Below are 25,822 nucleotides of genomic sequence, written 5' to 3' on the forward strand. Positions count from 1 at the left end.
CCGACGGGCAACCAGGCCAGCCATGCCACAGGGACAAAAAATTTGGCATTGACTAACAAGCACACTGTTGAGTTCTCAAACAACCGACACACACCAACTCAGCACCACCCGACCGGGCAGAACCTCGCTTGGGGCAACCCTTCAACTTTACCAGGTCTTCCCCGGCTCCTCAACCCCGGCTGTTCGCCGTGGTCCAGTCGCCGTGGTCTTCCTCGTCGCGGGCAGAGAACACTCTACGCCATGCAGTGGAAGGGTTTCGACCCCGGGACCAGCCACCCTCGATCGTTCGAGGCGGTGTCTGTTCCTCCCTGTCGGGCCGACATCCAGAACATTACGCGGCGCCGCGCGACGAGGTCAAGCCGCTCTCCGGTGACCCGGCCCACACGGAGTCATCGCTCGTGGCTCGGCTCCGTACCCGGCGCCATCAGGCATCGCTCCCCCGCGCGTCGTTCGCTGTCCAGGGTCGCCGGGCCGTCGCCGTCTCGCTCCCCGTGCCTCCCGTGCCTCAGGCTCAGCCGCTCGTGGCGAGGCGCAGGAGCACCCGGTCTCCCGGTCGGAGCTGCGCCGCGCGGTCGACGTCCCGCTCCCGGAGCACCCCGATGACGGGGTACCCGCCGGTGACGGGACGGTCCGCGAGGAAGACGACGGGACGGCCGTCGGGCGGGATCTGGACCGCGCCGCGCACGAGCCCCTCGGACGCGAGCTCCCCGGGGCGGCGGGGAACCGCCTGCCCGTCGAGTCGCAGCGCCACGCGGTCGCTGTCCGGCGTCACGGTCCGCAGCGCCCGCAGCGCGTGCCCCGCGCCGGGGAGGAACCAGTCGGCCCGCGGCCCGGGCAGCACCTCGAGGATCGCGCCCGCCCCCTCGCCGGGGCGGGGCGCGCCAGGCGGGAACCGCACGGGGGCCACGTCTCCCCACGGCCACGTGCCCGACGGCGCGTCCCCCACCCCGACGACGTCGCCCGGCCGCAGGGGTTCCGGTCCGAGCCGAGCCAGCACGTCCCGCGAGCGCGACCCGAGGACGGCAGGCGGCAGGAGGCCGCCCCGCACCGCGACGTACGTCCGGAGCCCGTGCGTCGCCAGGCCGAGGCGGAGGACCGCGCCGTCGGGCACCCGGACGGCGGCGTGCATGCCGACCGGGCTGCCGTCCACGCTCGCCGCGACCGCTGCCCCCGCGAGCGCGACGACCGCCCCGCCGGCGAACCGCACGGCGAGGCCACCGAGGGCGACCTCGATCGCCGCCGCCCCGTCCGGGTTGCCCACGAGCCGGTTCGCGAGCGCGTACGACGCGCGGTCGGCCGCTCCCGACGGCCCGACGCCGACCGCAGCGAGCCCCGGGCGCCCGGCGTCCTCGACGAGCGCGAGAGGACCCGTCGCGAGCACCTCCAGGGCGCGCGGGGCCGGTGGCGAGGGGGTGGTGGCCCCGTCCTGCGCGTCCTCCGCGTCGCGCCCGGCTGCGCCCGGTTCCTCCGCGTCCCGCCCGTCGGGGTGCGGCCCGTCCGCGCCCGCCGCGCTCACGTCGAGCGGGTGCGACGCCCCGCCGTCCCGGGCGACGGCCGCACCGCTGCCCACGACCACGGCCGCGCGGACCGGAACGAACCGCACCAGCGCGCCGGGCGCGACGAGCGCGGGCGGGTCGCGGTCGACGTCGAACATCCGCGCGTCGGTGCGGCCGAGGAGCCGCCAGCCACCCGGGGACTCCCCCGGGTAGACGGCGGTGAGACCGCCCGCGAGCGCCACCGAGCCCGCGGGCACGCGGGTGCGCGGGGTGGCCAGGCGCGGGGCGGCGATCGCGGGATCGACTCCGGAGAGGTAGGTGAAGCCGGGCGCGAACCCGCCGAACGCGGCCTCGTACTCGCGGCCGTGGTGCCGCGCGACGACCTCCTCGACGCTCAGGCCCGCCCAGCGGGCGACGTCGTCCAGGTCGGGTCCGTCGTAGCGCACGGGGATCTCGACGACCTCCCCGGCGCGGGCGGTCGTGCCGGTCGTCGACGCCCGTCGCGTGGCCGCGCGCAGCCAGGCCCGGGCGGCGGGGACGTCCGCGGGCGTCGCGCAGCGCACGAGCACCGTACGGGCGGCCGGGACGACGTCGACCACGCCGGGCGGCGCGTCGCCCAGGGCCTGGTGCAGGGCGCGCACGGCGGCAAGGTCGTGCAGGTCGGCGAGCAGCGCGGCCTCGCCGTACGCGTGCACCGTCACCCCGCCGTCGATGCCGTCGATGCCGTCGATGCCGTCGATGGCGGCGGGGCCGACGGCGGCGGTCTCGCGGACCGGCGGCCGGGGAGCGGGCGACCCTCCGGCGGTCACGGCACGGCGCCCGCGCCCGCCGACCGGCCGTGCGCGGTGTCGACGAAGGGCCGGACCACGACCCCGGCCTCCTGGAGCGCGGTCCGCAGCGCCCCGAGGAGCCCGACGGCCCCGGGCGTGTCCGAGTGCACGCACACCGAGTCCGCCTCGACGCGCAGCGACGTGCCGTCCGCAGCCTCGACCGTGCCGGTCGTCACGAGCCGGACGACGCGACGGGCGACCTCGTCGCCGTCGTGCACGACGGCGCCCGGCCGGCCGCGCGGGACGAGCTCGCCCGTGGGGAGGTAGCCGCGGTCGGCGAAGGCCTCGCGGACGGTGGGCTGGCCCGCGGCGTCCGCGAGCCGCAGCACCGCCGAGCCGGGGAGCCCGACGACGGGCAGCGTGGGGTCGTAGGCGCGCACCGCGTCGACGACGGCCCGGGCCTGCGCCTCGTGGTGGACGATCGCGTTGTAGAGCGCGCCGTGCGGCTTGACGTAGCGCACGCGGTCCCCCGCGAGCCGGGCGAACCCGTCGAGGGCGGCGAGCTGGTAGAGCACCTCGTCCGCGAGCTCGCCGGGGTCCACGTCCATGAACCGTCGTCCGAAGCCCGCCCGGTCCCGGTAGCTCACGTGCGCGCCCACCCGCACCCCGCGCGTGGCGGCGTCCCGCGTCACGGTCCGCATGGTCGTCGCGTCGCCCGCGTGGAAGCCGCACGCGACGTTGGCGCTGGTCACGAGGCCGAGCAGGGCCTGGTCGTCGCCGAGGGTCCAGCGGCCGAAGCCCTCGCCGAGGTCGGCGTTGAGGTCGATGCGCGTCACGCGTCCATCATGCCCGGGACGCGCGCCCGGCGGGCCCGACGGCGAGGGCGGTCGCGCGGGCCACCGCGGTGGCACCGCGGTGCCACCGCGGTGCCACCGCAAGGTCCTACCGCGACGTCCCGCCGGAGGGCTGCCGCGGGGCCGGTCGCGCCCCGCGCGCAGACCACGGGCGTAGATTTCCTGGCATGCCGGACGACACCACCACCGCCACGACGGCCGTGCGCCGCGCGACGACCGCCGACGCCGTCGCCCTCGCGGACCTGGCCGCGATCACGTTCCCGCTCGCGTGCCCGCCGGGCACGTCGCCCGACGCGATCGCCGAGCACGTCGCGACACAGCTCTCGCCCGACCGGTTCCGCGCGTGGGCCGCGAGCGCCGCGCACGCTCTGCTGCTCGTCGAGTCGGTTGCGTCGCCCGGCGACTCGGCAGGCACGTCGGCAGGCGCATCGGCGGGCACCGCGACGGGCGTCGGGTCGTCCGTGGCCGCGACCGGTCCGCTCGGGTACGCGCTCCTGGCGCGAGGCGTCCCCGACGACCCGGACGTCGCGGCCGCCGTCGGACCGGGCGAGGCGGTGGAGCTGTCGAAGGTCTACGTGCGCCCCGCCGCGCAGGGCACGGGCGTCGCGAGCATGCTCATGACCGCGACGACGGGGGCCGCGGCGCTGCTCGGGCCCGGGCTCCCCCTCTGGCTCGGCACGAACGGCCACAACGCGCGCGCCCAGGCCTTCTACCGCAAGCACGGGTTCGCCGTGGTGGGCGGCCGGACGTACGTCGTCGGCGGGGAGACCCATGCGGACGTCGTCATGGCCCTGCCCCGCCGCTGACGGACGGGAGGTCCCGGTCGGGCTCGGCCTGCACCCCGGAGGGCGCCCGACCGGGAGGTCGGTGGGCGGCCCGTGCGGGCCGCGGCTGCTCGGTGGTCGGTCGGTCGCTGGTCGGTCGGTGGTCGGTCGCTGGCGACCGGTCGTCGACCGGTCGGCGGTGCCTCAGTGGTCGTGCGCGTCCTCGCCGTCGGCGCCCTCGTGGCCGCCCTCGTGGCCGCCCTCGTCGCCGCCCGCGTGGCCGAGGCCGAGGCCGCCGTCGAGCGAGTCGTCGGGGTGGACGGGCAGGAAGACGTGGACGTGGCCCTGGCCGCCGGCGGTCGAGCGCAGGTCGAGCTGGACGGCGGCGAGCCCCCACGTCTCGACCGCGCGCGTGCGCAGGTCGCCCGCGAGGGCGTACAGGTCCGGGGCCGCGGCGGGGTCGGCGCTCGCGGCGAGCCCGACGGCGTCGAGCGCGTCCCCGACGAGCTCGAGCGACGTGAGCATGCCGTTGCGGACGATGTTGTGCTCGGAGGAGCCGCTCGCGAGCGACTCCGTCTCCGCGACGAGGCCGTCCACCGTCGCGCGCCACGCGGTGACGTCCGCCGGGTCCGCGGGGACGGCGCTCGACCCGTCGACGGGGAGCACCGCGTGGAGGCCGCGCAGGACGGGGACGAGCTCGGTCTGGAGGTACCGGGCGTGGTCGATCGAGGCGACGAGGTTCTCGGCGTCGCGCGCCTCCTCGGCCGCCTCGAGCTCCGCGACGCGCGCCGGGTCGACGGCGAAGCCCTCCTCGTCCGGTGCCGCGCCGCCGCGCGTGAGCGCGACGACCGCCGCGACCACGACGGCCACGAGTGCGAGCGCGCCGACGACGAGCAGGACGCGGCGCCAGGGGTCGAGGCCCACGAACCACCGGCGCGCGCGGACGCGCGCCGGTGGCCGGGGTTCGGGGCGGCCGGCACCGCCCCGGTCGGCAGGGCGGGAGCGCGCCGGCGTCGTCGTCGGGCCGTCGGTGCGGCCGGAGCCCTTCCGGGCTCCTCCCGCCGGGGTCCGGGTCGTCGGCGTCCGTGCCGAGGTGCGCTGTGCCACCTGTCGCTCCTGTCCTGTGGTCGTCCCGCCACCTGCGCCGGCCCGGCCCGCGGGCCGGGCCGGCGCAGGTGGTGGCCGGTGACGGGAGCGGGTCGCCCGTCACCGGCCCGCCGTCAGCCGCAGCTCACGGCGTCGTACGGCACCTCGATCTCGGTCGTGACGTCGCCGAGCGTCGCCGTGACCGTCGCCGTGCCCGCCTCGAACGACGTCGCGCGCGACGCGAACGACTGGTAGGCGTTGGCACCCACCTCGACCGCGCCGAACTCCTTGGAGCCGAACGGCGAGGTCAGGGTGACCGCGACGGGCGCCTCGTCGGCGTTCGTCGCGCGGAGGGCGAGGTACGCCTTGCCCGCGAGGCAGCGGGCCGAGGCGGTGACCTCGACGTCGACCGTGGGCTCGGGCTCGGACTCCGTCGTGAGACGGAACCAGTCGAACGCCACGGTGACCGGCGTCTCCTGCTCCGGGCCGATCGCCATGAGGCCGACCTTGGTCAGCGCGGCGTCGTTCGTGACCGGGTCGCCCAGCGGCGTCCAGCTCACCCCGCCGTCGCTGACCCAGCCCTGGTACGTGCTGCCCACCTTCTCGAGCCGCAGGTACCAGTAGCCCGACTCGGTCGAGTCGGCGAGCTCGAGCTGGCGGTTGCCGCCGTTGCCGAACTGTCCGCCCTTCTCCGAGACGAGCTCGGCGCCGAGGTTCAGCGCCGCGCCCGGGGCGTTCTTCGCGAGCACGTCGGCCTTGACGTAGTTGTCGTCGTCGCCGTACGCGATGAGGCCCGCGAGCTGCCACCGGTGCACGAGCGGCGCCTTGAAGCGCGTCTCGACGACCCAGTCGCCCTCCGGTGCCGTCTGGAGGACGAAGTTGCGCGGGTCGCCGTTGTCGCCGGCGTTGATGTCGCCCGGCTGGGTCGTGATGCGCAGCTCGCCGTCGGCGACGGCGACCTTCGACCCGTCGTAGCGCACGACCGCGTCCCAGCGGCAGCCGTCGAGGGCATCGCCCTCGAACTCGTCGCTCGGCTCGCGCTCGCCGTCGTCCGACCCGTCGCCCGTGACGCGCACGTAGTCGACCCGGGCGACCGAGTCCGGGGCCGCCGTGTCGCCGCCGGCCATGACGCCGAACGTCGCACCCGGCTTCACGGGGGCGGAGCCTGCGAGCGCCGTCCACGTCTGGCCGTCGGCCGAGTACGCGGCCGTGATGGCGGAGCCGTCCGAGACGAGGCGCAGGTGGATCGTCGACGGGAAGTCCCCGGCGACGTTCGTCTGGCCGTGCCACGTGCGGGCGCCACCGGTCTCGGTCTGGAACTCGAGGAACCGGTTGCCGTTCTGGTTCTTCGTGAACGCGAGCTTGGTGTACTCGTCGTCGGTCACGTGGACCAGGAGGCCGGCGTGCTGCCAGTGCCGGGCGAGCGGGACGTCGAGCTTCGTCTCGAGCGTCCAGGCCCCGGCGGGTGCGGCCTGACCGAGGTAGCTGATCGGCCCGGTCACGGCCTCGTTGATGTCGCCCTGCACGACCGGCAGGACGGCGTGGCCGTCGGCGACGGTGATCGGCTTGCCGTCGGCCTGGCGGACGACGGTCCACCGCGGGTCGAGGGTGTCGCCGTCGAACTCGTCCGACGCCTGCGCGAGGCACTGCGGCGGGGTCTCCTCGCCGGGTCCCCCGGTCTGCGGGTCGTCGTCGAACACGAAGTCCTGGAACTCGACGGCGCTCGTGGCCGACGTGCTGTGCGCGGTGACGAAGAGCCCCACGTCCTGCACGGACGCCGCACCCGGGAGGGCCTGGGGCTCCCCGATCTGCGTGAAGTTCTCGCCGTCCTTGCTCCAGGAGGCCGTGTACAGGTCGCCGTCGCGCACGATCCGCACCCACGCGGGGTAGCTCGTCGAGCTCGCGGCGGACGACGTGGCGAGCTGGCCGGCCGCGTTGCCGCGGAGCCACTCGAACCCGCCGCTCGGGCGCATGCCCAGGGCCGCGTAGCCCGGCGAGCTCCCGACCTGCGTCACGTCGTTGCGGACGATGATCCCGGCCTTGGCGGACCCGTTCGAGTTGCCCTGGCTGTTGATCCTCACGGTCGCCGACCAGTTCTCGTCGGCGCCCTGCTCGCGGTAGATGGTCGAGTACTCGTTGGTGCCCTGCCACATGTTCGCGCCGCCCGACGTGATGAGGTACTTGCCCTCGGCGAGCTGCTCGAACGTCCCGTTCGCGTTGGTGAAGGTCTTCATGCCCCCGAAGAGGTCGCCGACCTGCGTCACGACGACGCGGGACCGCGTGTAGAGGCCCTTGTCGTTGGTCGCGACCGCGGTCAGCTCGTAGTTGTTGTCCGCCGTCACCTCCCAGGTGGCCTCGTACGGCGCCTCGGTGTCCGTCCCGATCGACTCGCCGTCGACGAAGAACTCGACCTCGGTGACCGTGTTCTCCGTGTCGTCGGCCTCGGCCGTGACCGTGATCTCGCCCTGCTCCAGGCGCACGCCCGCCTCGGGCGCGGTGATCCGCACCTTCGGGCGCGTGGTGCCGGAGACTCCCTTGCCGTCGGCCTCGACGAAGTTGAGGCGACGCTCGCCCGCGCCGGGGAAGACGACGTAGAGCGTGAACGGCTCCATCGGGTCGGTGACGTCCACGGTCACGTCGGTGAACGTGCCGAGGCCCGTCTGCGGGATCTGCGCCGTGCCGAGGAGCTCGCCGTCCGCGGCGTCGCGCCGCAGCTCGATCGTGCCCTCGGCCGCCGCGGCGACGCGCAGCGTGAGCGCCTGCACGCCGTACAGGCTCACCGGGTCGTACGACGCCCAGGCCCCGTTCGACCCCGTGATGACCGAGCCGCCGCCCTCGACGTCCCGGCTCGGGATCGTCGTGGTGCCGTCGGAGTCGGCGTGGAACTCCGCCTCCCGCTTCTTCGGGAAGATGAGCGTGGTGTCCGAGCCGGTGAGGGCCGGGACGTCGTCCACGCCACCGCGGTCGGTGTAGCGCGCGTCGATCACGTAGAAGACGTTCATGTCCTCGCCGTGGCCGCCGCCGAGGCTCGTCGCGACGGTTCCCGTCCGGCCGTGCAGCGGCTCGGAGGGGTGCGCGTGCGCGTCGTGGCCGAGCGCGGGCTGGATGATGACCTGCTCGTCGTCGATGGCCTCGCCGTCCGGCGAGTCCTCGGCGTCCGTCACGGCCACGTCCCACGTGATGTCGTCGCCGAAGGTGAAGAACGAGCCGGTGGGCGGCAGGCCGAAGTCGACCTCGGGCCGCGTGTTGCCGACCGTGATCGGCACGGTCGCCGTGCCCACCTTCCCGGCCGGGTCGGTCACCGTGAGGCGGGCGTCGTAGACGCCGTTCTCCGTGTAGGTGTGGCTCGGGGCGGCGGACGTCGAGTCCGTCGTGCCGTCACCGTCGAAGTCCCACGCGTACGTGAGCGCCTCGCCCTCGGGGTCGGTGCTCCCGGTCCCGTCGAACGACACCTCGAGCGGCGCGATGCCGGAGTCCGGCGTCGCGACCGGCTTCGACACCGGCGAGCGCGAGCCCGACAGGTAGTCGATGCGGTGCAGGCCCGAGTTCGGGTTGTCACGGCCGAAGCCGCCGCCCCAGTCGAGCACGTACATCGCGCCGTCGGGGCCGAACTTCGAGTCGATCGGCGCGAGGAACTGCTCCTGCGGGAGGAAGGGGTTGACCTTCTCGACGTCGGTCACGCCGGCCGCGGCCTCGGGGTCCTTGAGGTCGATCGTGTACATCTTGTTCCGGGCCCACTCGTAGAAGAAGGCCTTGCCGTCGTAGGACGACGGGAACTTCGTGTCGGAGTCGAGCTCCGGGTCGTACTCGTAGAACGGGCCGCCCATGGGCGCGAGGCCGCCGCCGGCGTTGATGACGCCGGGCACCGACGAGCGCTGGTAGCCGTACCAGAGGTCGGCCGGCTGCGCGGCGGGGAGCTCGGTGAGGCCGGTGTTCTTCACCGAGTCGTTGACCGGTGCGTCGCAGTCGAAGAAGCCGCCGACCGTGACCGGGCTCGTGCGGTAGTCGACGTCGCGGAACGGCTCGTTGTTCCCCATGCACAGCGGCCAGCCGAAGAAGCCCGGCTCCTTGATGAGGTTCCACTCGGCGATGCCGGCGGGGCCGCGGTTCGCCGGGTTGTCCGAGCCGTTGTCCGGCGAGTAGTCGGCGACGCCGAGGTAGCCCGTCTTCGGGTCGATGGTGAACCGGAACGGGTTGCGGAAGCCCATCGCGTAGATCTCGGGCAGCGTCTTCTCGGTGCCCGGGGCGAAGAGGTTGCCCTCGGGGATCGTGTACGTGCCGTCGTCCTCGGGGTGGACCCGCAGCACCTTGCCGCGCAGGTCGTTCGTGTTCGCGGACGTCGCGCGCGCGTCGTGGAACGTGCCGTCGCGCTCGGAGATCGGCGCGTAGCCGCCGGACGGCTCGGAGTGCGGGTTCACGTCGTCGCCCACGCCGATGTACAGGTCACCGGTCTCGTGGTCGACGAGCAGGCCGCCGCCCGTGTGGCCCGGCTCGTCGGGCAGGCGCCCGGCCGGGATCTCCATCAGGACCTTCTCCGACGCGGGGTCGATCACGGTCGCGCCCGGGCCGTCCGACGACACCGTGAACCGCGAGACGCGGTTGAAGAAGTTCGCCGGGTCGGAGTCGTTCGAGCTCGCGGGCGAGTAGTACTGGTACAGGTACCCGTTCTCCGCGAAGTCCTTGTCGAGCGCGATGCCGAGCAGGCCGTCCTCACCGCCCGAGTACACCGGGAGGGTGAGCGCCGTCGTCGTGTTCTGCGTCCGCGGGTCGTAGACCCGGACCTGCCCGCGCACGAGCTCGGTGTAGAACACGCGGCCGTCGGGTGCGACGTCCATGCCGAAGGGGGCGCTCGTGTTCGAGTCGAGCGCGACCTTCTCGAACGAGCCCCAGTCGGTGCCGCCGCAGTCGCCCTCGGCGAGGCCCGCCGCCCACTGCACGCCGCCGACGACGTGCTGCACGAAGTCGGGCTCCTGCGTGTAGTGCGCCCCGAAGTGGCCCATGCCCGTCATCCAGGCACGACCGCCGTCGTAGGGCTTGCACCACGAGATGGGGTGGTCGTAGCCCATCTTGTTGCCGCCCGCGTCGTACGTCGTCTCGTCCATCGTGGCGAGGACGTGCGCGCTGCCGCGGACGTTGGCCGAGAAGTTGTACCACTCGTCCGCGCGCGTCCAGCGCTGGGAGAGGTGCTCGGTCGACGGGTGCGTGCGGTCCTCGACGCGGACCGTGCCGGGCAGGCCAGGGCTGTTGCCCGTGGCGGCGTGACCGGGCATGAGCGCCCCGATCATGTCGTCCCACCACTGGTAGCTGCCGCGCATGTCGGTCGCGTTGTGGATGGCGACGATGCCGCCGCCCGCCTGCTGGTAGCGCTCGAGCGCGGCCTTCTCGTCCGCGTTCCACGGGTCGCCCGACGTCTGGAACATGACCAGGGCGTCGTACTGCGCGAGGTTGTCGTCGGTGAACACCGAGGAGTCCTCGGTGTGGTCGGACTCGATGCCGACCTCGGCGAACGCGGCCTCGAGCACGGGCGTGCCCTGCGTGATCGCCTCGGTGTGCCGGAACTGGGTCGTCTTGGTGAAGATGAGCACCTTGTGCTCTTCCTCCGCGGGGACGGGGTCGTCCGCGGCAGCAGCCGTCGTGACGGGCGCAAGCGTGAACGCGAGCGCCCCGACGGTCAGTGCGGCGGCGACCGATCTCGCCCTGCGTGGGCGTCGTGCAGTCATCGTGGTGCCTCCAGGGGCATGACGTGCGGGCCCGGACGTCGTCGTCCGGGCAGGGTGGTCGTCATCCCGCGGCGTGCCGGCGCCGGCGGTCGTCTGCGACTACGGCTACGTGCTCTCCGGCTCGGGCATCAGTCCCTTCAGGTAGGCGAGGCCATCGACGGCGATGGCGTCCTGGGTCGGCGCCAGCGGGCGCCAGATCGAGGCGGCCGTGGCGATCGTCGCGTTCTCGGCGGTGAAGGACTCGATGACGAGCGGTCCGTCGTAGCCGGTCGCGTCGAGCGCGGCGAGCAGGCCGCGCCAGTCGAGGTGGTCGGTGCCGGGTGCGCCGCGGTCGTTGCCGCACACCTGGACGTGCGCGATGCGCTCGCCCGCGCGTGCCACCGCGGCGGGCAGGTCCGTCTCCTCGATGTTCATGTGGTACACGTCGAGCATGAGGCCGATGCCGGCCGCGGGCAGGCGCCGCACGACCTCCAGCCCCTGGTCGACGGTGTTGACGAGGCTCGTCTCGTAGCGGTTGAGCGGCTCGAGCCCGACGACGACGCCCGCCGCCATGGCGTGCTCCACGACCGGGGCGAGGTGCTCGGCGAGCTCCTCGTAGGCGGCCTCGCGCTCGGCCGGGCCGAGGCGCCACGTGCGCCCGACCGACGCGTACGCCGGGCCGCCGATCACCGGCGCGCCGACGGTGCGCGCGACGTCGACGACGTGGCGCAGGTAGTCCTGCGTCGCGCGCACCGTCGCGGCGTCCGTGGCGACGAGCTCGCGGCCCTCGCCCATGACGAGCGAGACGCTCGCGCCGAGACCGTGGTCGGCGAGGACGGCGGCCGCTGTCGCCGGGTCCCAGTCCCCCGGGTTCTCGACGGGCAGCTCGAGCACGTCGAAGCCCCACCTCGCGACGCGCGGGGCGATGTCGCGCAGCGCGTCGTCGGTCAGGGGCGACGTCCACACCCACGTGTTGACGCCGAGCGCGCGCCGGCGCACCGGGGCGGGCGCGCCGTCGGGCGGGAGCAGGTCGGTCGCGCGGCGCGCGGGGGTCGGGCCGGGAAGAGCCACGTCGCTCTCTCTCGTCGGGTCCGAGCACTCGGCCGTCCCGCCCGCGTGCCCGACGCCGCGGCGCGCCCCCGTGCGGGAGGTGCGCCGCGCCGTCGGGCGGGCGGGCGGGGCGCCCGGCCGGTCGGACGGCGACCGGGCGGCCCCAGGTGGTCCGGCGCGCGGCCGGACCGGGGTGGTGCTGGCGTCAGCGGTCGGTCCAGGCCTCCGGGAACCCGGGCAGGTCCTCGCCGCCGAACTTGGCGTAGTGCAGGGACGGCATGTCCTTGTTCGCCTCGAGGTAGGCGTCGAGGTCCTCGGCGACGACCGGGGACTGCGGGAGGACCCACTCGGACGGCACCTGCTCGCCGGCCCAGATCATCTGCGCCGCGAGGACCGGCGTGCGCCACTGGAAGTTGGAGTAGACGGCGCCGATGGCGGTCATGTCCGTGTCCTTCCACTTGCGCAGGAAGCTCATCTCGTCCTCGCCCATGAAGACGGGGTACGGCTTGCCCGCGTCCTCGAACGCCTCGACGGCCGCGACGGCGCCGTCGCCGGCATCCATCCAGATGCCGTCCACGTCCCCGCGCTGGAGGTACTGCGTGACGATGTCCTTGATCTTCGCGCCGTCGCCGCCGGTGAACTCGGCACCCACGACCTCGAGCTCCGACTCGGAGAAGATCTTGTCGGCCGCGGCCCAGCGGTTCTCGAGCACGTCGACGCCGGGCAGGATGCGCAGCGCGAGGACCTTCGAGCCGGGCTCGAGGTTCTCGACGAGGAACTCCGCGCCGTCGGCGCCGTACGCGTAGCCGCCGATCGGGTGGATGAACGTCACCATGCAGTCGGTGTTGACGCCGCGGTCGAACACGATGACGGGCTTGCCCGACTCGCACGCCGCCTCGACGGCGGGCGTGAGGGTCGCCGTCGTGGACGGCGAGATGACGATCGCGTCGCAGTCGCCGGCCTCGACGAACGCCTGGATGTCGGAGATCTGCTTGTTGTCGTCGTCGGCCGCGTCGGAGACGCGGAACTCGCCGATCACGCCCTCCTCGGTGAGGACGTCGACCTGCTGCTGCATCGTGATGAACCCGGTCACGCGCCACGGGTTCGAGACCGACGCGTTCGAGAAGCACAGCGTCTTGCCGCCGCCCTCGCTCGCGAGCTCGGCCGTGTCCACGTACTCCGGCTCGATGGCCTGGAGCCACGGCTGGTCGGCCGGGCCCTCGGGCACGACCTCGCGCTGCGCGAGCTGGCGGTCGTAGTCCGCCTGGACGAACCACTCGGAGTCGGCGCCGCCGGACTCCTCGCTCGCGGGGCTCTCCTCGGCCGAGGTCTCCCCGCCCGTGTCGGTGGGGGTGTCGGTCGTGCAGGCGGCCGCGAGGAACAGCGTGGCCACCGCCGTGCCGGCCAGGAGTGCTCGTGTACGTCGCATGTCCTTCTTCTCCTTGGTGAGACGTCGTCGTCCCGCAACGTGCGGGGAAGGGGTACAGCTCGGGTGCCGGCGCACGGTCGTGCGCGGGGGTCCGGCAGGGGTCGTGCGCGGGGTGGTCGCGCGGGCGGCGTCGCCGGGCGCGCGGGGCTCAGGCGTTCGCGGGGGCGGGCTCCTTCGGTGCAGGGGTCGGGCCCGCCGCCGGCGGGGCGTCGGGGGTGGACGAGCGGCGCCGCGACCGGCGCGGCAGCGCGGCGTAGGCGACGGCCGCGATGATGATCACGCCCTGCACGGCGGGGCGGATCGTCGACGGGAGGCTGAGCTGGTTGAAGAGGGTGAACAGCGCCTCGAGCGTGAGCGCGCCCGCCATCGCGGCGATCACGGTCCCCCGCCCGCCGCCGAGGACGACGCCCCCGAGCACGACGGCGGTGATCGCCATGAACTCCAGCCCCTGCCCGACCTGGGCGGTGACGCCCGCGTAGCCGCCGATGAGGACGGCCGCGACGGTCGCCATGAAGCCCGAGAGGAGGAAGGCGCGCGTGCGCACCCACCACACGGAGCCGCCCGCGTAGCCCGCCGCGACGTCGTTGTCCCCCGTGGCGACGAGCGTGCGGCCGAACGGGCGGCGCATGAGCAGGGCCGCGGCCACGCCGAGCACGACGACGACGAGCAGCGCGTACGGCACCTGGAACTGCCCCGGGTTGTCGGGGATGCCCCCGCGTCCCCACTGTCGGAAGCCGTCGGTGAGGGCGCCCGTGGGTGCGCCGCCGGTCCAGAGCCGGATCGCGCCGTAGAGCACGAGCATCATGCCGAGCGTCGTGATGAACGACGGCACCTTGAGCAGCGTCGTGACGAGACCGTTGACCAGCCCGACCGCGAGGCCGAAGACGACCATGAGCGCCATGACGGGCCAGGTCATCGAGTCCTCGCCGTCCATGAGCTTCGCCGCGATGACGACCTGGGCTCCGACGAGCGAGCCGACCGACAGGTCGAACTCGCCGGAGACGATGACGAAGTACTGGCCGATCGCGAGGATGATCAGCGGCGCGGCCTTCTTGACGAAGGCCATGAGCGACATCGGCTCCCCGAACGACGGGTTCATCACGAGGATCGCCACGAAGACGAGCACGAGGAGCGCGAACACGGTCCAGCTGCCGCCCGCGGTGAGGCGCTCGAGCCAGCCGGCCCGCGGCGCGCGCGCCGGGATGCTCCGGCGCGTGGTGTCGGTGGTCATGCGGACGCACCTCCGGTGCGGGTCGGGCGGAAGCGGGCCCGGCTGCTCGCCGGGTCGATCTGGCGCCGGGCGTACAGGGCGACGGCGGCGATGATGATGACGCCGCGCAGCACGTCCTTGAAGAACGGGTCGACGTCGAGCACGTTGAACACCGTGTCGAGCACGGCGAGGATCAGCACGCCGCCCACCGTCCCGACGACCGAGCCGCGGCCGCCCATGAGGAGCGTCCCGCCGAGGACGACGGCGGCGATCGAGTCGAGGTCGAGGCCGTAGGAGTAGACGAGCGCGTTGCCGGTGCCGAAGCGCGCGGCGATGAGCAGGCCCGCGATACCCGCGCAGACCGAGCACAGCACGTGCGCGAGGACCAGGGTCCGGTCCGTGCGGATGCCCGAGAGCCGCGCCACGTCGGTGTTCCCCCCGACGGCGAACATGTGGTAGCCGGGGCGGGTGCGCGTCAGGAGCACGACACCCACGACCGCGACGAGCAGCATGACGATCGTCGAGACCGGGACCGGCCCGACGCGCGTGTACCCGAACATCTGGAACGAGGCGGGCACCTCCCCCGCCGGGCCCTTGAACTGCGTGTCGAGGTAGCCCTTGATGATGAGCCCGACGCCGAGCGTCGCGATGAACGCGTTGACGCGCAGCTTCGCGATGACGAGCCCGTTGACGAGGCCGACGACCGCCGCGACGCCCACCGCCGCGAGAACGCCGAGCCAGACGCGCGACGGGTCGCCCGCCATCGTCGTCGCGCCGACGATCGAGCTGAGCGCGACCACGTAGCCGACGGACAGGTCGAGCGAGCGGCACAGGATGGCGAACGTCTGCCCGATCGCGACGAAGCCGAGCAGGCTCGTCTGCGTGAGCATGTACGCCGTGTTCGCCGTGCTGAACAGGTTGCCGCCGCCCACGGCCACGAGGACGCCGGCGATCACGAGGATCCCGACGAGGGCGAGGTAGACGATCTCCGTCGACCCCAGCCGGCGGCGGCGCGCGGGCGCGCGGCGCGCGGTGGGGGCGGCGGTCGCGACCGCGGTGCTCATCGGTGCTCCTTCGGGCCGTCGGGGGCGTGCGGGGCGCTGCGGGGCGCGGTCCCGGGCTCCGCGCCCGGGAGGTCGTCGGCGTCGGCGAGGGCGCCGAGGTCGACCTGGACGTGCTCGCCGGAGGTGTCCTCGCCCGCGCCCGTGGCGAGCGCCATGACGGTCTCCTCGTCGCTGCCCGCGGGGAGCTCGCCCGCGAGGCGGCCGTCGCGCATGACGAGCACGCGGTCGGCCATGGCGACCACCTCGGGGAGCTCGGACGAGATGAACAGGACGGCGACGCCGTTCGCCGTGAGCTCGCGCATGAGGTCGTAGACCGCGCGCTTGGCGCCCACGTCGATGCCGCGCGTGGGCTCGTCGAGCACGATGACCTGCGGGTCCGTGACGAGCCACTTCGCGAGGACGACCTTCTGCTGGTTGCCGCCCGACAGGTACTGGACCTCGGCCTCCTGCGAGCTCGCGACGAGCTCGAGCGAGGAGAGGATGCCCGGGATGCGCCTCGCGCGTCGGTCGGCCTGGCCGGGGACGACGGCGTCGAGCACGAGGCGCGCGTTGGCGAGGATCGACTGGCCCAGGGCGAGCCCCTCGGCCTTGCGGTCCTCGGTCACGAGCGCGAGACCGGCGCGGACCGCCTGGCGCGGCGAGCGCACGTCGACCGGCTTCCCGCCGACGAGGACGCGGCCGCGCGTGAAGCCCGCGATGCCGAAGACGCCGTGCGCGATCTCCGTGCGCCCCGAGCCCTGCAGCCCGGCGAGCGCGACGATCTCGCCCGCACGGACCTCCAGCGACACGTCGTCGACCTGGGTGTTGCCGACGCCCTCGAGCGCGAGCCGCACCTCGCCCGGGACGATCGACGGGTCCTTGTCGGGGAAGTACCCCGCGAAGTCGCGGCCGACCATCGTGCGCACGAGCCGGTCCGGGTCGATGTCCGCGGTGGGGGTCGTCAGCACGTGGTTGCCGTCCTTGAGCACCGTGATGGTGTCGCAGAGGTCGAAGATCTCCTTGAGGCGGTGCGAGACGTAGAGGATCGCGACGCCACGCTCCTTGAGCCGGTGCACGAGCTCGTAGAGGAGCTCGACCTCCTGGTCGGCGAGCGCCGCCGTCGGCTCGTCCATCGAGATGATGCGCGCGTCGTAGGAGACGGCCTTGACGATCTCGACGATCTGCTGCTGCGCCACGGACAGCGAGCCGACGCGCGTCCACGACGCGAGCCCGGTCAGCCCGAGCTCGGTGAGCAGGGCGGTCGTGTCCGCGTGCATGCGCCGCCGGTCGACGAGGCCCGCGCGGCGCGGCTCACGGCCGAGGTAGACGTTCTCGGCGACGGACCGCTCGGGCAGGAGGTTGAACTCCTGGAACACCGTCGACACGCCCGCGTGCTGCGCGGCGAGGGGCGAGGCGAACGTCGTCGTCTCACCGTCGAGCTCGAGCGTGCCCGCGTCCGGGCGGTGCACGCCCGCGATGATCTTCATGAGGGTCGACTTGCCGGCGCCGTTCTCGCCGACGAGCGCGTGGACCTCGCCCGGACGCACGTCGAGGTCGATGTCGCGCAGCACGGAGTTGCCGAAGAACTCCTTGCCGATGCCGCGCAGGCGCAGGAGCGGGCGGTCGTCGCCCTCCCCCGCGGCAGGCCGCGGCTCGCGCGTCGTCGTCGCGGTCACGACGCGACCTCGACCCAGCCGCCCGTCCGCACCGACGCGGCCACGGCGTCGGCGAGCCGCGCGGCCCGCAGGCCGTCGTCGAACGTGGGCAGGCCGTCCGGGACGCTGCCGCCGATGGCCGCGGCGGTGTCGGCGACGAGCGCGTCGAAGCAGTCCTGGTAGCCCTGGGCGTGGCCCGCGGGGAGGCGCGAGTACCGGGCCGCCGCCGGGGAGAGCGCCTCGGGGTCGCGCACGAGGAGGCGCGACGTGGTGCGCCGGCCCTCCCAGAGCGTCTCGGGCTGCTCCTGGTCGAACGCCAGGGTCGACTCCGAGCCGGAGATCTCGAGGTAGAGCCGGTTCTTGCGGCCGGCCGACACCTGGGAGATCACGGCCGAGCCGAGCGCGCCACCGTCCGTGGCGTACTGGAGCGTCACGGCGTCCTCCGTCGCGACCTCGTGCACGACGCCGTCGGCGCCCCGACGCTGCGGGTTCACCGTGGCCGACTGCGCGACGAGACGCACGATGCGCTGGCCCGTCGTGAACTCCAGCAGGTCGCAGAAGTGGGAGCCGATGTCGCCGAACGCGCGGCTCGCGCCGCCCAGCGCGGGGTCGACGCGCCAGTTGTCGTCGGAGTCGCGCAGGAGCCAGTCCTGCAGGTACGAGCCGTGCACGAGCGAGACGGTGCCCACCTCGCCGCGGCGCACGCGCTCGCGCGCCTCGCGGACCATGGGGTGGAAGCGGTAGGTGAAGGGCACGACGGCGACGCGGCCGTCCAGGTCGCGCGCCGCGGCCGCGAGGCCGGCGAGCTCGACAGCCCCCGCGACGTCGGTCGCGAGCGGCTTCTCGCACACCACGTGCTTGCCGGCGGCGAGCGCCGCGCGCGCCAGGGGGACGTGCAGGTGGTTGGGCGTGCACACGTGCACCACGTCGACCTCGGGGTCGGTGAGCAGCTCCTCGACCGTCGCGACGGCGCGCTCGGCACCGAGGCCCGGCGCGGCCGCTCGCGCGATGTCGAGGTCGGCGGCGGCGACGCTCACGACGCGTCCTCCGCCCGTGCGCACGGCCCGGGCATGGACCCCGCCCATGAACCCGGTGCCGAGGATCCCGGCGCGGTACCCGGCGGCGGGCAGCCCGAGCTCGTCGGGGCTGCTGGCGGGGAAGGTGCTTCGGGCGGTCGAGGCCCCTGGCGTGGTCGCTCCCGGGAGGGGCGTCTCCGGCTCCAGCACCGGGGTACGCACGTCCTGCGCGACGTCGTCGGCTCGCATGGATGACAACGTAGGGGCACTTATGTCGAGGGTCAAGCAAAAGCCGAACATTGATCGTCACGGTTAGATAACCCAAGCCGCGAAACAAATGTGAAGGCTCACACGGCCGGTCCCGGACGCGGGCACGCCACCGCCCCCGGCCGTCGGACGACCGGGGGCGGTGGCGTGTCGGACTGCCCCCACCCGCCGGTCGGCACGGCCGACCGGCGGGGAGACTGCGGTGCTACTTGGTCGAGAACGCGGCGTCGAAGGCCGCCTCGGGCGCGTCGAACGCGTACTTCTTGACGAACTCCAGCGCCTCGGGCGCGCCGACGAGACGGTCCATGCCCGCGTCCTCCCACTCGACCGAGATCGGACCCTCGTAGCCGATCGTGTTGAGCATGCGGAACGCGTCCTCCCACGGCACGTCGCCGTGGCCCGTGGAGATGAAGTCCCAGCCGCGGCGCGGGTCGGCCCAGGCCAGGTGCGAGCCCATCCGGCCGTTGCGGCCGTTGTGCATGCGCTTCTTCGTGTCCTTGCAGTCCACGTGGTAGATGCGGTCCTTGAAGTCCCACAGGAAGCTCACCGGGTCGAGGTCCTGCCAGACCATGTGGCTCGGGTCCCAGTTGAGGCCGAACGCCTCCCGGTGCCCGATCGCCTCGAGCGTGCGGACCGTCGTCCAGTAGTCGTACGCGATCTCGCTCGGGTGTACCTCGTGCGCGAACCGGACGCCGACCTCGTCGAACACGTCGAGGATCGGGTTCCAGCGGTCCGCGAAGTCCTGGTACCCGGCGTCGATCGCCTCCTGGGACACGGGCGGGAACATCGCGACGTACTTCCAGATCGCCGAGCCGGTGAAGCCCACGACGGTCTTCACGCCCAGCTTCGCCGCGAGGCGCGCGGTGTGCTTCATCTCCTCCGCGGCACGCTGGCGCACGCCCTCGGGGTCGCCGTCGCCCCACACGACGTCCGGCAGGATGTCGCGGTGGCGCTGGTCGATCGGGTCGTCGCACACCGCCTGGCCCTTGAGGTGGTTCGAGATCGCGTAGACCTTGAGGTCGTACTTGGCCAGCAGGTCGAGCTTGCCCTGGACGTACTCGTCGTCGTCCCAGCGCCAGGGGTCGAGGTGGTCGCCCCAGCACGCGATCTCCAGGCCGTCGTAGCCCCAGCCGGACGCGAGGCGTGCCACCTCCTCGAACGGCAGGTCGGCCCACTGCCCGGTGAAGAGGGTGATCGGTCGTGCCATGGTCGTGTCTCCTTCGGTCGTTCTCGGTTCGTGCCCGGGGTCACCGGGCGGACGTCTTGGTCAGGGAGCGGGGCTCGTCGCCCGCGGCCTCGTCGGCGCCGGACGCGCGCGCGCGGCGCCGCACGACGACGTAGCCCCCGGCGAGCAGCAGCGCGGCGACCACGGCGACGGCGACCCACACGAGCGCGCTCGTCGAGCCCTCGTCCGTGGCGGTGCCCTCTTCCGCGGCGCCGTCGCCCGCGGCGTCGTCACCCGCGGCGGCGTCGTCGCCGGCCGCGTCGGCACCCGCCGCGTCACCCTCCGCGCCGGCGGCGTCGCCGTCCTCCTGCGCCGCCGCGTCGTCGCCCTCGCGCGGGGCGGGCTCCGGCAGCGGCACGACGTCGACCTGCGCCGTCGCGGTGGCCTCGGCGGGGTGCGTGATCGTCGCGGTGAGCGTCCAGTTGCCGTCGGCGAGGACGCCCGGGTCGGACGTGTACCAGCCGACGCCCTCGGACGCCGACCGCAGCGTGAGGGGGCCGACGGTCTCGCCGGCCGCGGACTCCCCCGTCACGGAGACGTCGGCCGCCTCCTCGACGGGGTGGCCGTCGACCTTCCACGTGAGGTTCGCGGAGACTCCGCCCTGGCCGTCCGTGCCGAGCGAGATGACGACGTCGCCGCCGTGGGCGCCGGCCGGTGCCGCGCCGACGAGCGCGAGCGCGCCGCCGAGCAGGACGCCCAGCGCCGCGGTGAGGAGCGCGCGGGCACGGAGCCGCGCGGGGGCGGTCGTCCGGCGGCGCAGCAGGAGCCGCGTGCCGCCCGGAGGCCGGGGGCTGGTGCGCTGGCGGTGCGTAGGGGACATCGGGTCATCACCTCGTCGTGGGTCCGTGTGCGGTGGGGGCGGCGGTCGTCGCCGGTCCCCCGGGGTGCCCCGGCGCCGGGCCGGAGCGCCCGTTCCCGGGCGCCGGGGCCGGAGACCCGGAGGTCCCCGTCGTGCTCGTCGTGCGGGCAGCGTACGGTCGGCCCGGCCGATGGGCCGCCCGGACGCCCGAGCGCCCGCGCGCCGAGCGCGGTGCCCGGCGGGCCGGTGCTCAGCGCACCGACCCGCCGGAGCTCGTCAGGAGCAGGACCGGGCCGCGTAGTCCGCCGTCCCGGAGAACGTCCTCCCCTCGGCGTCCGTGGCGGTCACGGTCACGGTGCCCGCGTCGACCGCGACGGCGCGCGACGCGAACGACTGGTACGCGTTCGCACCGGGCGCGACGTCCGCGACCTGCTTCGACCCGTACGGGGTCTCGAGCGTGATCGCGAGCGGGACCGTGTCGTCGTTCGTCGCGCGGACCGCGACGAACACCTTGCCGGCCATGCAGCGCGTCTCCGCGGTGATGGTCACGGCGATCGGCTCGGTCTCGTCCTCGACCACCCGGAAGTGGCCGAAGGACGCCGGAGCACCCGTGTCGGCCGACGCCCCGAGGGCGAAGAGACCGATCTTGGCGTCCGCGGCGGGCGCGTTGGTCACGCTCTCGTCGAACGTGGTCCACGTCTCGCCGTCCGCGCTGTACGCGCCCGTGAACGTGTCACCGGAGCGCGTGAGGCGCAGGTGCCACACCGACTCGGCGAGGCTCCCCGTCTGCGGCTGCGGGTTCTGCACCACGCCGCCGACCTCGCTGCGCAGCTCGATCCGGGCGTTGCGCGCCTGGCCGGCCTGGTTGTCGACCACGTAGTCGAGCTTCACGTAGTCGTCGTCGCCGCCGTAGACGATCAGACCGCCCTGCTGGTACTGACGGTCGAACGCGGAGCCGTCGACGACGGTCTCGACCGTCCACTCGTCACCCGGCTGGTCCTGCAGCACGATGTTCGGCACCGGGCGGTTGTCCGTCCCGTAGATGTCCGTGGGCGTCGTGTCGATCTGCAGGGAGCCGTCCGTCACGCGGTAGCCGGTCGGGTCCTCGCGGACGATCGACCAGCGGCACGTGTCGAGGGCGTCGCCGTCGAACTCGTCGTCCGGCCCGGGGGCCGCCGCCGTGTCGTCGGGCGTGATGTGGAACCAGTCGAACTCGGCGTCGACGACCGGGGTGGTCGTGTTGTTGCCCTTGAGGGCCACGAGCCCGATCTTCGCGTTCTCCAGGTCGGCGATCGACTTGGTCTGCGGCATCGTCGTGAAGTCGATGCCGTCGGCCGAGTAGGCCGCCTGGAGGCTCGCGCCGTCGCTGACGAACCGCACGTAGACCGTGTCGGGGTAGTCGGCACCGAGCGCGGCCGAGTTGGACTCGTTGACCTCGTTCGGCTGGGCGTTCTCCTCACGGATGAACTGGAAGATCCGCGTCGCCGGGTCCGCCGCGGCCGACCGGCCCTGGAGGACCATCTTCGCGTAGTTGTCCTGGTCCTCCCAGATCAGCAGACCGGCCTGCTGGTACTGCTGGCGGGCCGGCAGGGTCACCTTGGCGGTGGCCGTGAACGGTCCGTCCGGGAGGTCCTGGAGCACCAGGTTCGGCACGGCGGTGTTGTCCGTCCCGTAGAAGTCCCGCGTCGCCGTGGGGACCACCAGGCGCCCGTCGCGCACGACGAGGTTCTGGTCGCGGTTCGTCACGGTCCAGCGGTCCTCGTCCAGGTCGGTGCCGAGGAAGTCGTCCGAGCGGCCGGAGAGGCAGAGCCCCGGACCGGTCTCGGGCGCCTTGACGGTCACCGTCGTGTACTCGACCGAGTACGCCCCGCGCTCGTCGGTGGCCCGCACCTGGAGCCGGTAGGTGCCCGGCTGGTCGTACGTGACCGCGAACGAGTCGGTGCCGTCGACGAACCCGTCGCCGAGGCCCGCGTCCCACGCGAAGGTCACGGCCTCGTCCTCGGGGTCCGTCGCCGTGACCGACGCCGTGACCTCGAGCGGGGCGGTGCCCTCTGTCGGGGTGACCTCGAACGTGTCGATGGTCGGGCGCACGTTGTCCGTGACGCCGCGGCCGTCGAACTCGAGCCAGTTGACGTTCATCTGGCCGGCCACGTTGACGAAGTAGAGCGTCCCCGTGCCCTCGGGCACGTCGGTGATCTCCGTCGTCGCCATCGTGTACGCCTGCCAGTCACCGGTGTTCGGCACGGTCACCCGGCCGATCTCCGGACCGTCGGGCGCGTCCCAGCGCACGGACACCGTGCCGCCCGCGGGCGACGCGACGCGCATGCCGAGACCCTCGACGTTGTAGAGCGACATGGGCTCGTAGGCCCACCAGTCGCCGACCTCGATGAAGCCGATGTTCTGGCCGCCGCCCGCGCTGTCGCCGGTCTGCTCCGTCTGGACGCCCGGGTCGCCACCGCTCGTCGAGCCGGCGAGGCGGCCCGTCGAGGTGTAGTACTCGGCCTGGAGCAGCTTCGGCTGCAGGATCTGGAGCGAGTTCGTCGTGAGCGGGACGCCCACCTCGCCGCCGTCGTCGGTGTAGAACGCCTCGAGCACCCAGAAGATGTTGGCCTCGAGCCCGTGGCCCTCGTCGCGGGCCGTCTGCATGACGCCCTCGCAGCCGGTCAGCTCCTCCATCGGGTGCGCGTGGGCGTCGTGCCCGAGCGCGGTCATCATCATGAGGTTGGAGCAGTCCACCTCGCCGTCGGGGTCCTCGACCTCGACGACGTAGCGCACCTGGTCGCCCCACTCGAACACGCCACCGTTGTCCGGGAACGTGATCGTCACGCTCGGCGCCTGGTTCCCGACGACGATGCTGACGTTCGCGAAGCCCGTCTGACCGTTCGCGTCGGTCGCCACGAGCTGCGCGGTGTAGCTGCCGTTCTCCGTGTAGGTGTGCACCGGGTTCGCCTCGGTCGACGGGTCGGACCCGTCGCCGAACGTCCACTGCAGCGAGATCGGGTCGCCCGCCGGGTGGCGGGTGCCCTCCGAGGAGAACTGCACCGTGAGAGGCGCGGCGCCGCTGGTCACGTCCGCGCTGGCGCGGGCGATCGGCGTCGGGTCACCCTGCACGTAGTTGACCTTGTAGATGCCCGACGTCGTGTTGTTGCCGCCGAAGCCCTGGCCCCAGTCGATGACGTAGAGCGAGCCGTCCGGACCGAAGTCGAAGTCCATCGCGCGGTAGAAGCCCGCCGCGGGGTCGAAGTGCTTCGGCAGGATCCGGTTGATGTCGACGAGCTCGTCGCGGTTCTCCCCGTCGAGCTGGAACGAGTACATCTTGCCCTGGTTCCACTCACCGAAGATCGCCTTGCCGTCCCAGTACTCGGGCCACTTGACGTCCGACTCGAGCTCCGGGTCGTAGTCGTAGACGGGGCCGCCCATGGGCGCACCGCCGCCGCCGATCTCGGGGAAGAGCGGGTTGCCGGCGTAGTTGTACCAGACGTCGGCCGCGACGGCCGGCGGGAGCTGGGTGAGGCCGGTGTTGTTCGGCGAGTCGTTCACGGGCCCGTTGGCGCAGTCGAACGCCTGGCCGGACTGGCCGGTCGCGAAGTTGTAGTCGATGTACGCCGCGTTGTCACCGGTGCAGTACGGCCACCCGTAGAAGCCCGGCTCCGCGACGATGTTCCACTCGACGGTGTTCCCCGGGCCGCGGCTCGGGTTGGCGTTCTGCGCGTCGGGACCGTAGTCGCCGACGAGCACGTTGCCCGTCTTCTGGTCCACGCCGATGCGGAACGGGTTGCGGAAGCCCATCGCGAAGATCTCGGGCTTCGTCTTGTCCGTCCCCGGGGCGAACATGTTCCCCTCGGGGATCGTGTACGTGCCGTCGTCCTCCGGGTGGATGCGCAGCACCTTGCCGCGGAGGTCGTTGGTGTTCGCCGACGTGCGCTGCGCGTCGTACGACGTGCGGCCCGCGCGCTCGTCGAGCGGCGCGTAGCCGGCCGACTCGAACGGGTTGGTGTTGTCGCCCGTGACGATCACGAGGTTGTCGTCGCCGTCGAAGACCATGTCACCACCCGCGTGGCAGCACGTCTCGCGCTGCGTCGGGATGACGAGGACCTTCTCCTCGCTCGCGGCCGAGATCGTCCGGGTCGCCTCGTCGTACGTGAAGCGCGAGACGCGGTTGTGCGGCCCGTCCGTCCCGACGTCCTGCGGCGACCAGAAGAGGTACACCCAGCCGTTCTCCCCGAAGTCCGGGTCCAGGACGACGCCCGTGAGCCCGTCCTCGTTGGCCTGCGTGACCGCGAGGGTCATCGCCGTCGTGGTCTGGTTGCTCTCCGGGTCGATGAGGCGGACGCGCCCGTCGCGCTCGACGTAGAAGACCGTCCCGTCCGGGGCGACGTCGAGCATCATCGGGTTGGACGTCTCCTCGTCGAGCGAGACGACCTCGTAGCTGTCCGACTGCGACGCGGCGCAGTCCGACGGCACGACGCCCGCGGCGGTCTGGATGCCTCCGAGCAGGTGCTGGAGGAACTCCGGCTCCGCGTAGGACTCGTTCGTGTGGCCGCCGCCGGTGTACCACGAGCGGCCGCCGTCGTACGCCTGGCACCAGGCGATCGGGTGGTCGGCGCCCATCGCGCCCGACCCCGCGGTGTAGGACTTCTCGTCCAGGCTCGCGAGCACGTGCACGGTGTCACGCGGGTTGGTGCGGTAGTTGTACCACTCGTCGTACCGGTCCCAGCGCGACGGCAGGTGCGCCGTCGACTCGTGCGCGTGGTCCTCGACCTTGACGGTCGCGTCCTGGTTCTGCGGGTGGCTGTTGAAGTACGCGCCGACCAGCTCGCCGTACCACGGCCAGTCGTACTCGGTGTCGGACGCCGCGTGGATGCCCGCGTACCCGCCGCCGTTCTGGATGTAGCGCTCGAACGCGGCCTGCTGGTCGTCGTTGAGGACGTCGCCCGTCGTGGACAGCCACACGACGGCGTCGTACTGCGCGAGGTTCTCGTCCGTGAACGCTCCTGCGTCCTCGGTCGAGGTCACCTCGAAGTCGTTCTCCTCGCCGAGCTGCTGGATCGCCGCGATGCCCGCGGGGATCGACCCGTGCCGGAACCCGGCGGTCTTGCTGAAGACGAGCACGTCGAACGGTGCGGTGTCGGCGGCGGCGGCGACCGGAGCCGCCGGAGCGACGCTCCCGGCGGCGGGGGCCGCCGTGGCCGACACCGCCGTCGCGATGGTCAGGGGGAGAGCGATCGCCGCCGCGGCTGCCGCCGCGACCGTCCGCCTCATGGCGAGCGATCCTCCTAGCACGTTTCTCACAAGGTCTCCTCGTCGAGATGGGGAATCAGTGCTGCGCTCCGCCGGGTGCCGCCATCGGCCGGCCGCCGTCCCGGGATTTCGACCGACAATTTTGATTGCCCGTCGTACTAAATGCGCGCCATCGTTGCGCGCCCGTCCTCCTTTCCTCCGATCCGGTTCCGGTCGGC

The 25,822-nt window shown here is 73.2% G+C and carries 14 protein-coding genes; 1 reads left to right on the forward strand and 13 read right to left on the reverse strand.

Going from position 1 to position 25,822, the window contains the following annotated elements; all coding sequences use genetic code 11:
* Nucleotides 1-511: 511 nt before the first annotated feature.
* Both ACZ4MO_RS08820 and ACZ4MO_RS08825 read right to left on the reverse strand, forming a co-directional pair.
* Entirely contained in the window at nucleotides 512-2,305 is a 1,794-nt protein-coding gene (locus tag ACZ4MO_RS08820; RefSeq protein WP_255437379.1) for a 5-oxoprolinase subunit B/C family protein, read from the reverse strand.
* Nucleotides 2,302-3,102: a 5-oxoprolinase subunit PxpA gene (locus ACZ4MO_RS08825; protein WP_175009941.1), complete on the reverse strand. Its 801-nt coding sequence runs from the start codon at nucleotides 3,100-3,102 to the stop codon at nucleotides 2,302-2,304. The genes ACZ4MO_RS08820 and ACZ4MO_RS08825 overlap by 4 nt, the downstream gene beginning before the upstream one ends.
* Nucleotides 3,103-3,287: 185 nt before the next feature.
* Between ACZ4MO_RS08825 and ACZ4MO_RS08830 the strand changes: the two genes are divergently transcribed.
* Nucleotides 3,288-3,926: a GNAT family N-acetyltransferase gene (locus ACZ4MO_RS08830; protein ID WP_175009942.1), complete on the forward strand. Its 639-nt coding sequence runs from the start codon at nucleotides 3,288-3,290 to the stop codon at nucleotides 3,924-3,926.
* Between the two features lie 162 nt (nucleotides 3,927-4,088).
* On the opposite strand, the gene ACZ4MO_RS08835 is transcribed toward ACZ4MO_RS08830, so the two are convergent.
* The 11 genes from ACZ4MO_RS08835 to ACZ4MO_RS08885 form a co-directional block, all read right to left on the reverse strand.
* Nucleotides 4,089-4,991 carry a hypothetical protein gene (locus ACZ4MO_RS08835; protein ID WP_186810502.1) on the reverse strand — a complete coding sequence of 301 codons (903 nt, stop codon included), beginning with the start codon at nucleotides 4,989-4,991 and terminating at the stop codon, nucleotides 4,089-4,091.
* 113 nt (nucleotides 4,992-5,104) lie between these two features.
* Nucleotides 5,105-10,690 (reverse strand): ThuA domain-containing protein, encoded by a 5,586-nt coding sequence (locus ACZ4MO_RS08840; protein ID WP_499278747.1) that lies wholly within the window; start codon nucleotides 10,688-10,690, stop codon nucleotides 5,105-5,107.
* A gap of 105 nt (nucleotides 10,691-10,795) precedes the next feature.
* A complete protein-coding gene (locus ACZ4MO_RS08845) occupies nucleotides 10,796-11,668 on the reverse strand; it encodes a sugar phosphate isomerase/epimerase family protein (protein WP_175009977.1) in 873 nt (290 codons plus the stop codon).
* A gap of 256 nt (nucleotides 11,669-11,924) precedes the next feature.
* On the reverse strand, nucleotides 11,925-13,148 hold the full coding sequence (locus tag ACZ4MO_RS08850) for a substrate-binding domain-containing protein (protein WP_175009944.1): 1,224 nt from the start codon (nucleotides 13,146-13,148) through the stop codon (nucleotides 11,925-11,927).
* Nucleotides 13,149-13,296: 148 nt separating this feature from the next.
* A complete protein-coding gene (locus tag ACZ4MO_RS08855) occupies nucleotides 13,297-14,379 on the reverse strand; it encodes an ABC transporter permease subunit (protein WP_175009945.1) in 1,083 nt (360 codons plus the stop codon).
* Nucleotides 14,376-15,422 (reverse strand): ABC transporter permease subunit, encoded by a 1,047-nt coding sequence (locus ACZ4MO_RS08860; protein WP_175009946.1) that lies wholly within the window; start codon nucleotides 15,420-15,422, stop codon nucleotides 14,376-14,378. The genes ACZ4MO_RS08855 and ACZ4MO_RS08860 overlap by 4 nt, the downstream gene beginning before the upstream one ends.
* On the reverse strand, nucleotides 15,419-17,077 hold the full coding sequence (locus ACZ4MO_RS08865; RefSeq protein WP_083385120.1) for a sugar ABC transporter ATP-binding protein: 1,659 nt from the start codon (nucleotides 17,075-17,077) through the stop codon (nucleotides 15,419-15,421). The genes ACZ4MO_RS08860 and ACZ4MO_RS08865 overlap by 4 nt, the downstream gene beginning before the upstream one ends.
* On the reverse strand, nucleotides 17,074-18,321 hold the full coding sequence (locus tag ACZ4MO_RS08870; RefSeq protein ID WP_175009947.1) for a Gfo/Idh/MocA family oxidoreductase: 1,248 nt from the start codon (nucleotides 18,319-18,321) through the stop codon (nucleotides 17,074-17,076). Before ACZ4MO_RS08870 ends, ACZ4MO_RS08865 begins: the two co-directional genes overlap by 4 nt.
* Before the next feature lie 223 nt (nucleotides 18,322-18,544).
* Nucleotides 18,545-19,546, reverse strand: coding sequence for a TIM barrel protein (locus tag ACZ4MO_RS08875; protein WP_175009948.1), 1,002 nt, complete (start codon nucleotides 19,544-19,546; stop codon nucleotides 18,545-18,547).
* A gap of 40 nt (nucleotides 19,547-19,586) precedes the next feature.
* On the reverse strand, nucleotides 19,587-20,384 hold the full coding sequence (locus tag ACZ4MO_RS08880) for a hypothetical protein (RefSeq protein ID WP_175009949.1): 798 nt from the start codon (nucleotides 20,382-20,384) through the stop codon (nucleotides 19,587-19,589).
* Between the two features lie 255 nt (nucleotides 20,385-20,639).
* Nucleotides 20,640-25,625 (reverse strand): ThuA domain-containing protein, encoded by a 4,986-nt coding sequence (locus ACZ4MO_RS08885; RefSeq protein ID WP_175009950.1) that lies wholly within the window; start codon nucleotides 25,623-25,625, stop codon nucleotides 20,640-20,642.
* Between the last annotated feature and the right edge of the window lie 197 nt (nucleotides 25,626-25,822).

This window comes from Sphaerisporangium cinnabarinum (genome assembly GCF_055567015.1).

Excerpts from the sequence above, each read along its gene's own strand:
- ACZ4MO_RS08850 (WP_175009944.1), bottom strand. The coding sequence starts at position 13,148 with ATGCGACGTACACGAGCACTCCTGGCCGGCACGGCGGTGGCCACGCTG.
- ACZ4MO_RS08855 (WP_175009945.1), bottom strand. The coding sequence starts at position 14,379 with ATGACCACCGACACCACGCGCCGGAGCATCCCGGCGCGCGCGCCGCGG.
- ACZ4MO_RS08870 (WP_175009947.1), bottom strand. The coding sequence starts at position 18,321 with ATGCGAGCCGACGACGTCGCGCAGGACGTGCGTACCCCGGTGCTGGAG.
- ACZ4MO_RS08880 (WP_175009949.1), bottom strand. The coding sequence starts at position 20,384 with ATGTCCCCTACGCACCGCCAGCGCACCAGCCCCCGGCCTCCGGGCGGC.
- ACZ4MO_RS08885 (WP_175009950.1), bottom strand. The coding sequence starts at position 25,625 with ATGAGGCGGACGGTCGCGGCGGCAGCCGCGGCGGCGATCGCTCTCCCC.
- ACZ4MO_RS08860 (WP_175009946.1), bottom strand. The coding sequence starts at position 15,422 with ATGAGCACCGCGGTCGCGACCGCCGCCCCCACCGCGCGCCGCGCGCCC.
- ACZ4MO_RS08830 (WP_175009942.1), top strand. The coding sequence starts at position 3,288 with ATGCCGGACGACACCACCACCGCCACGACGGCCGTGCGCCGCGCGACG.
- ACZ4MO_RS08840 (WP_499278747.1), bottom strand. The coding sequence starts at position 10,690 with ATGACTGCACGACGCCCACGCAGGGCGAGATCGGTCGCCGCCGCACTG.
- ACZ4MO_RS08875 (WP_175009948.1), bottom strand. The coding sequence starts at position 19,546 with ATGGCACGACCGATCACCCTCTTCACCGGGCAGTGGGCCGACCTGCCG.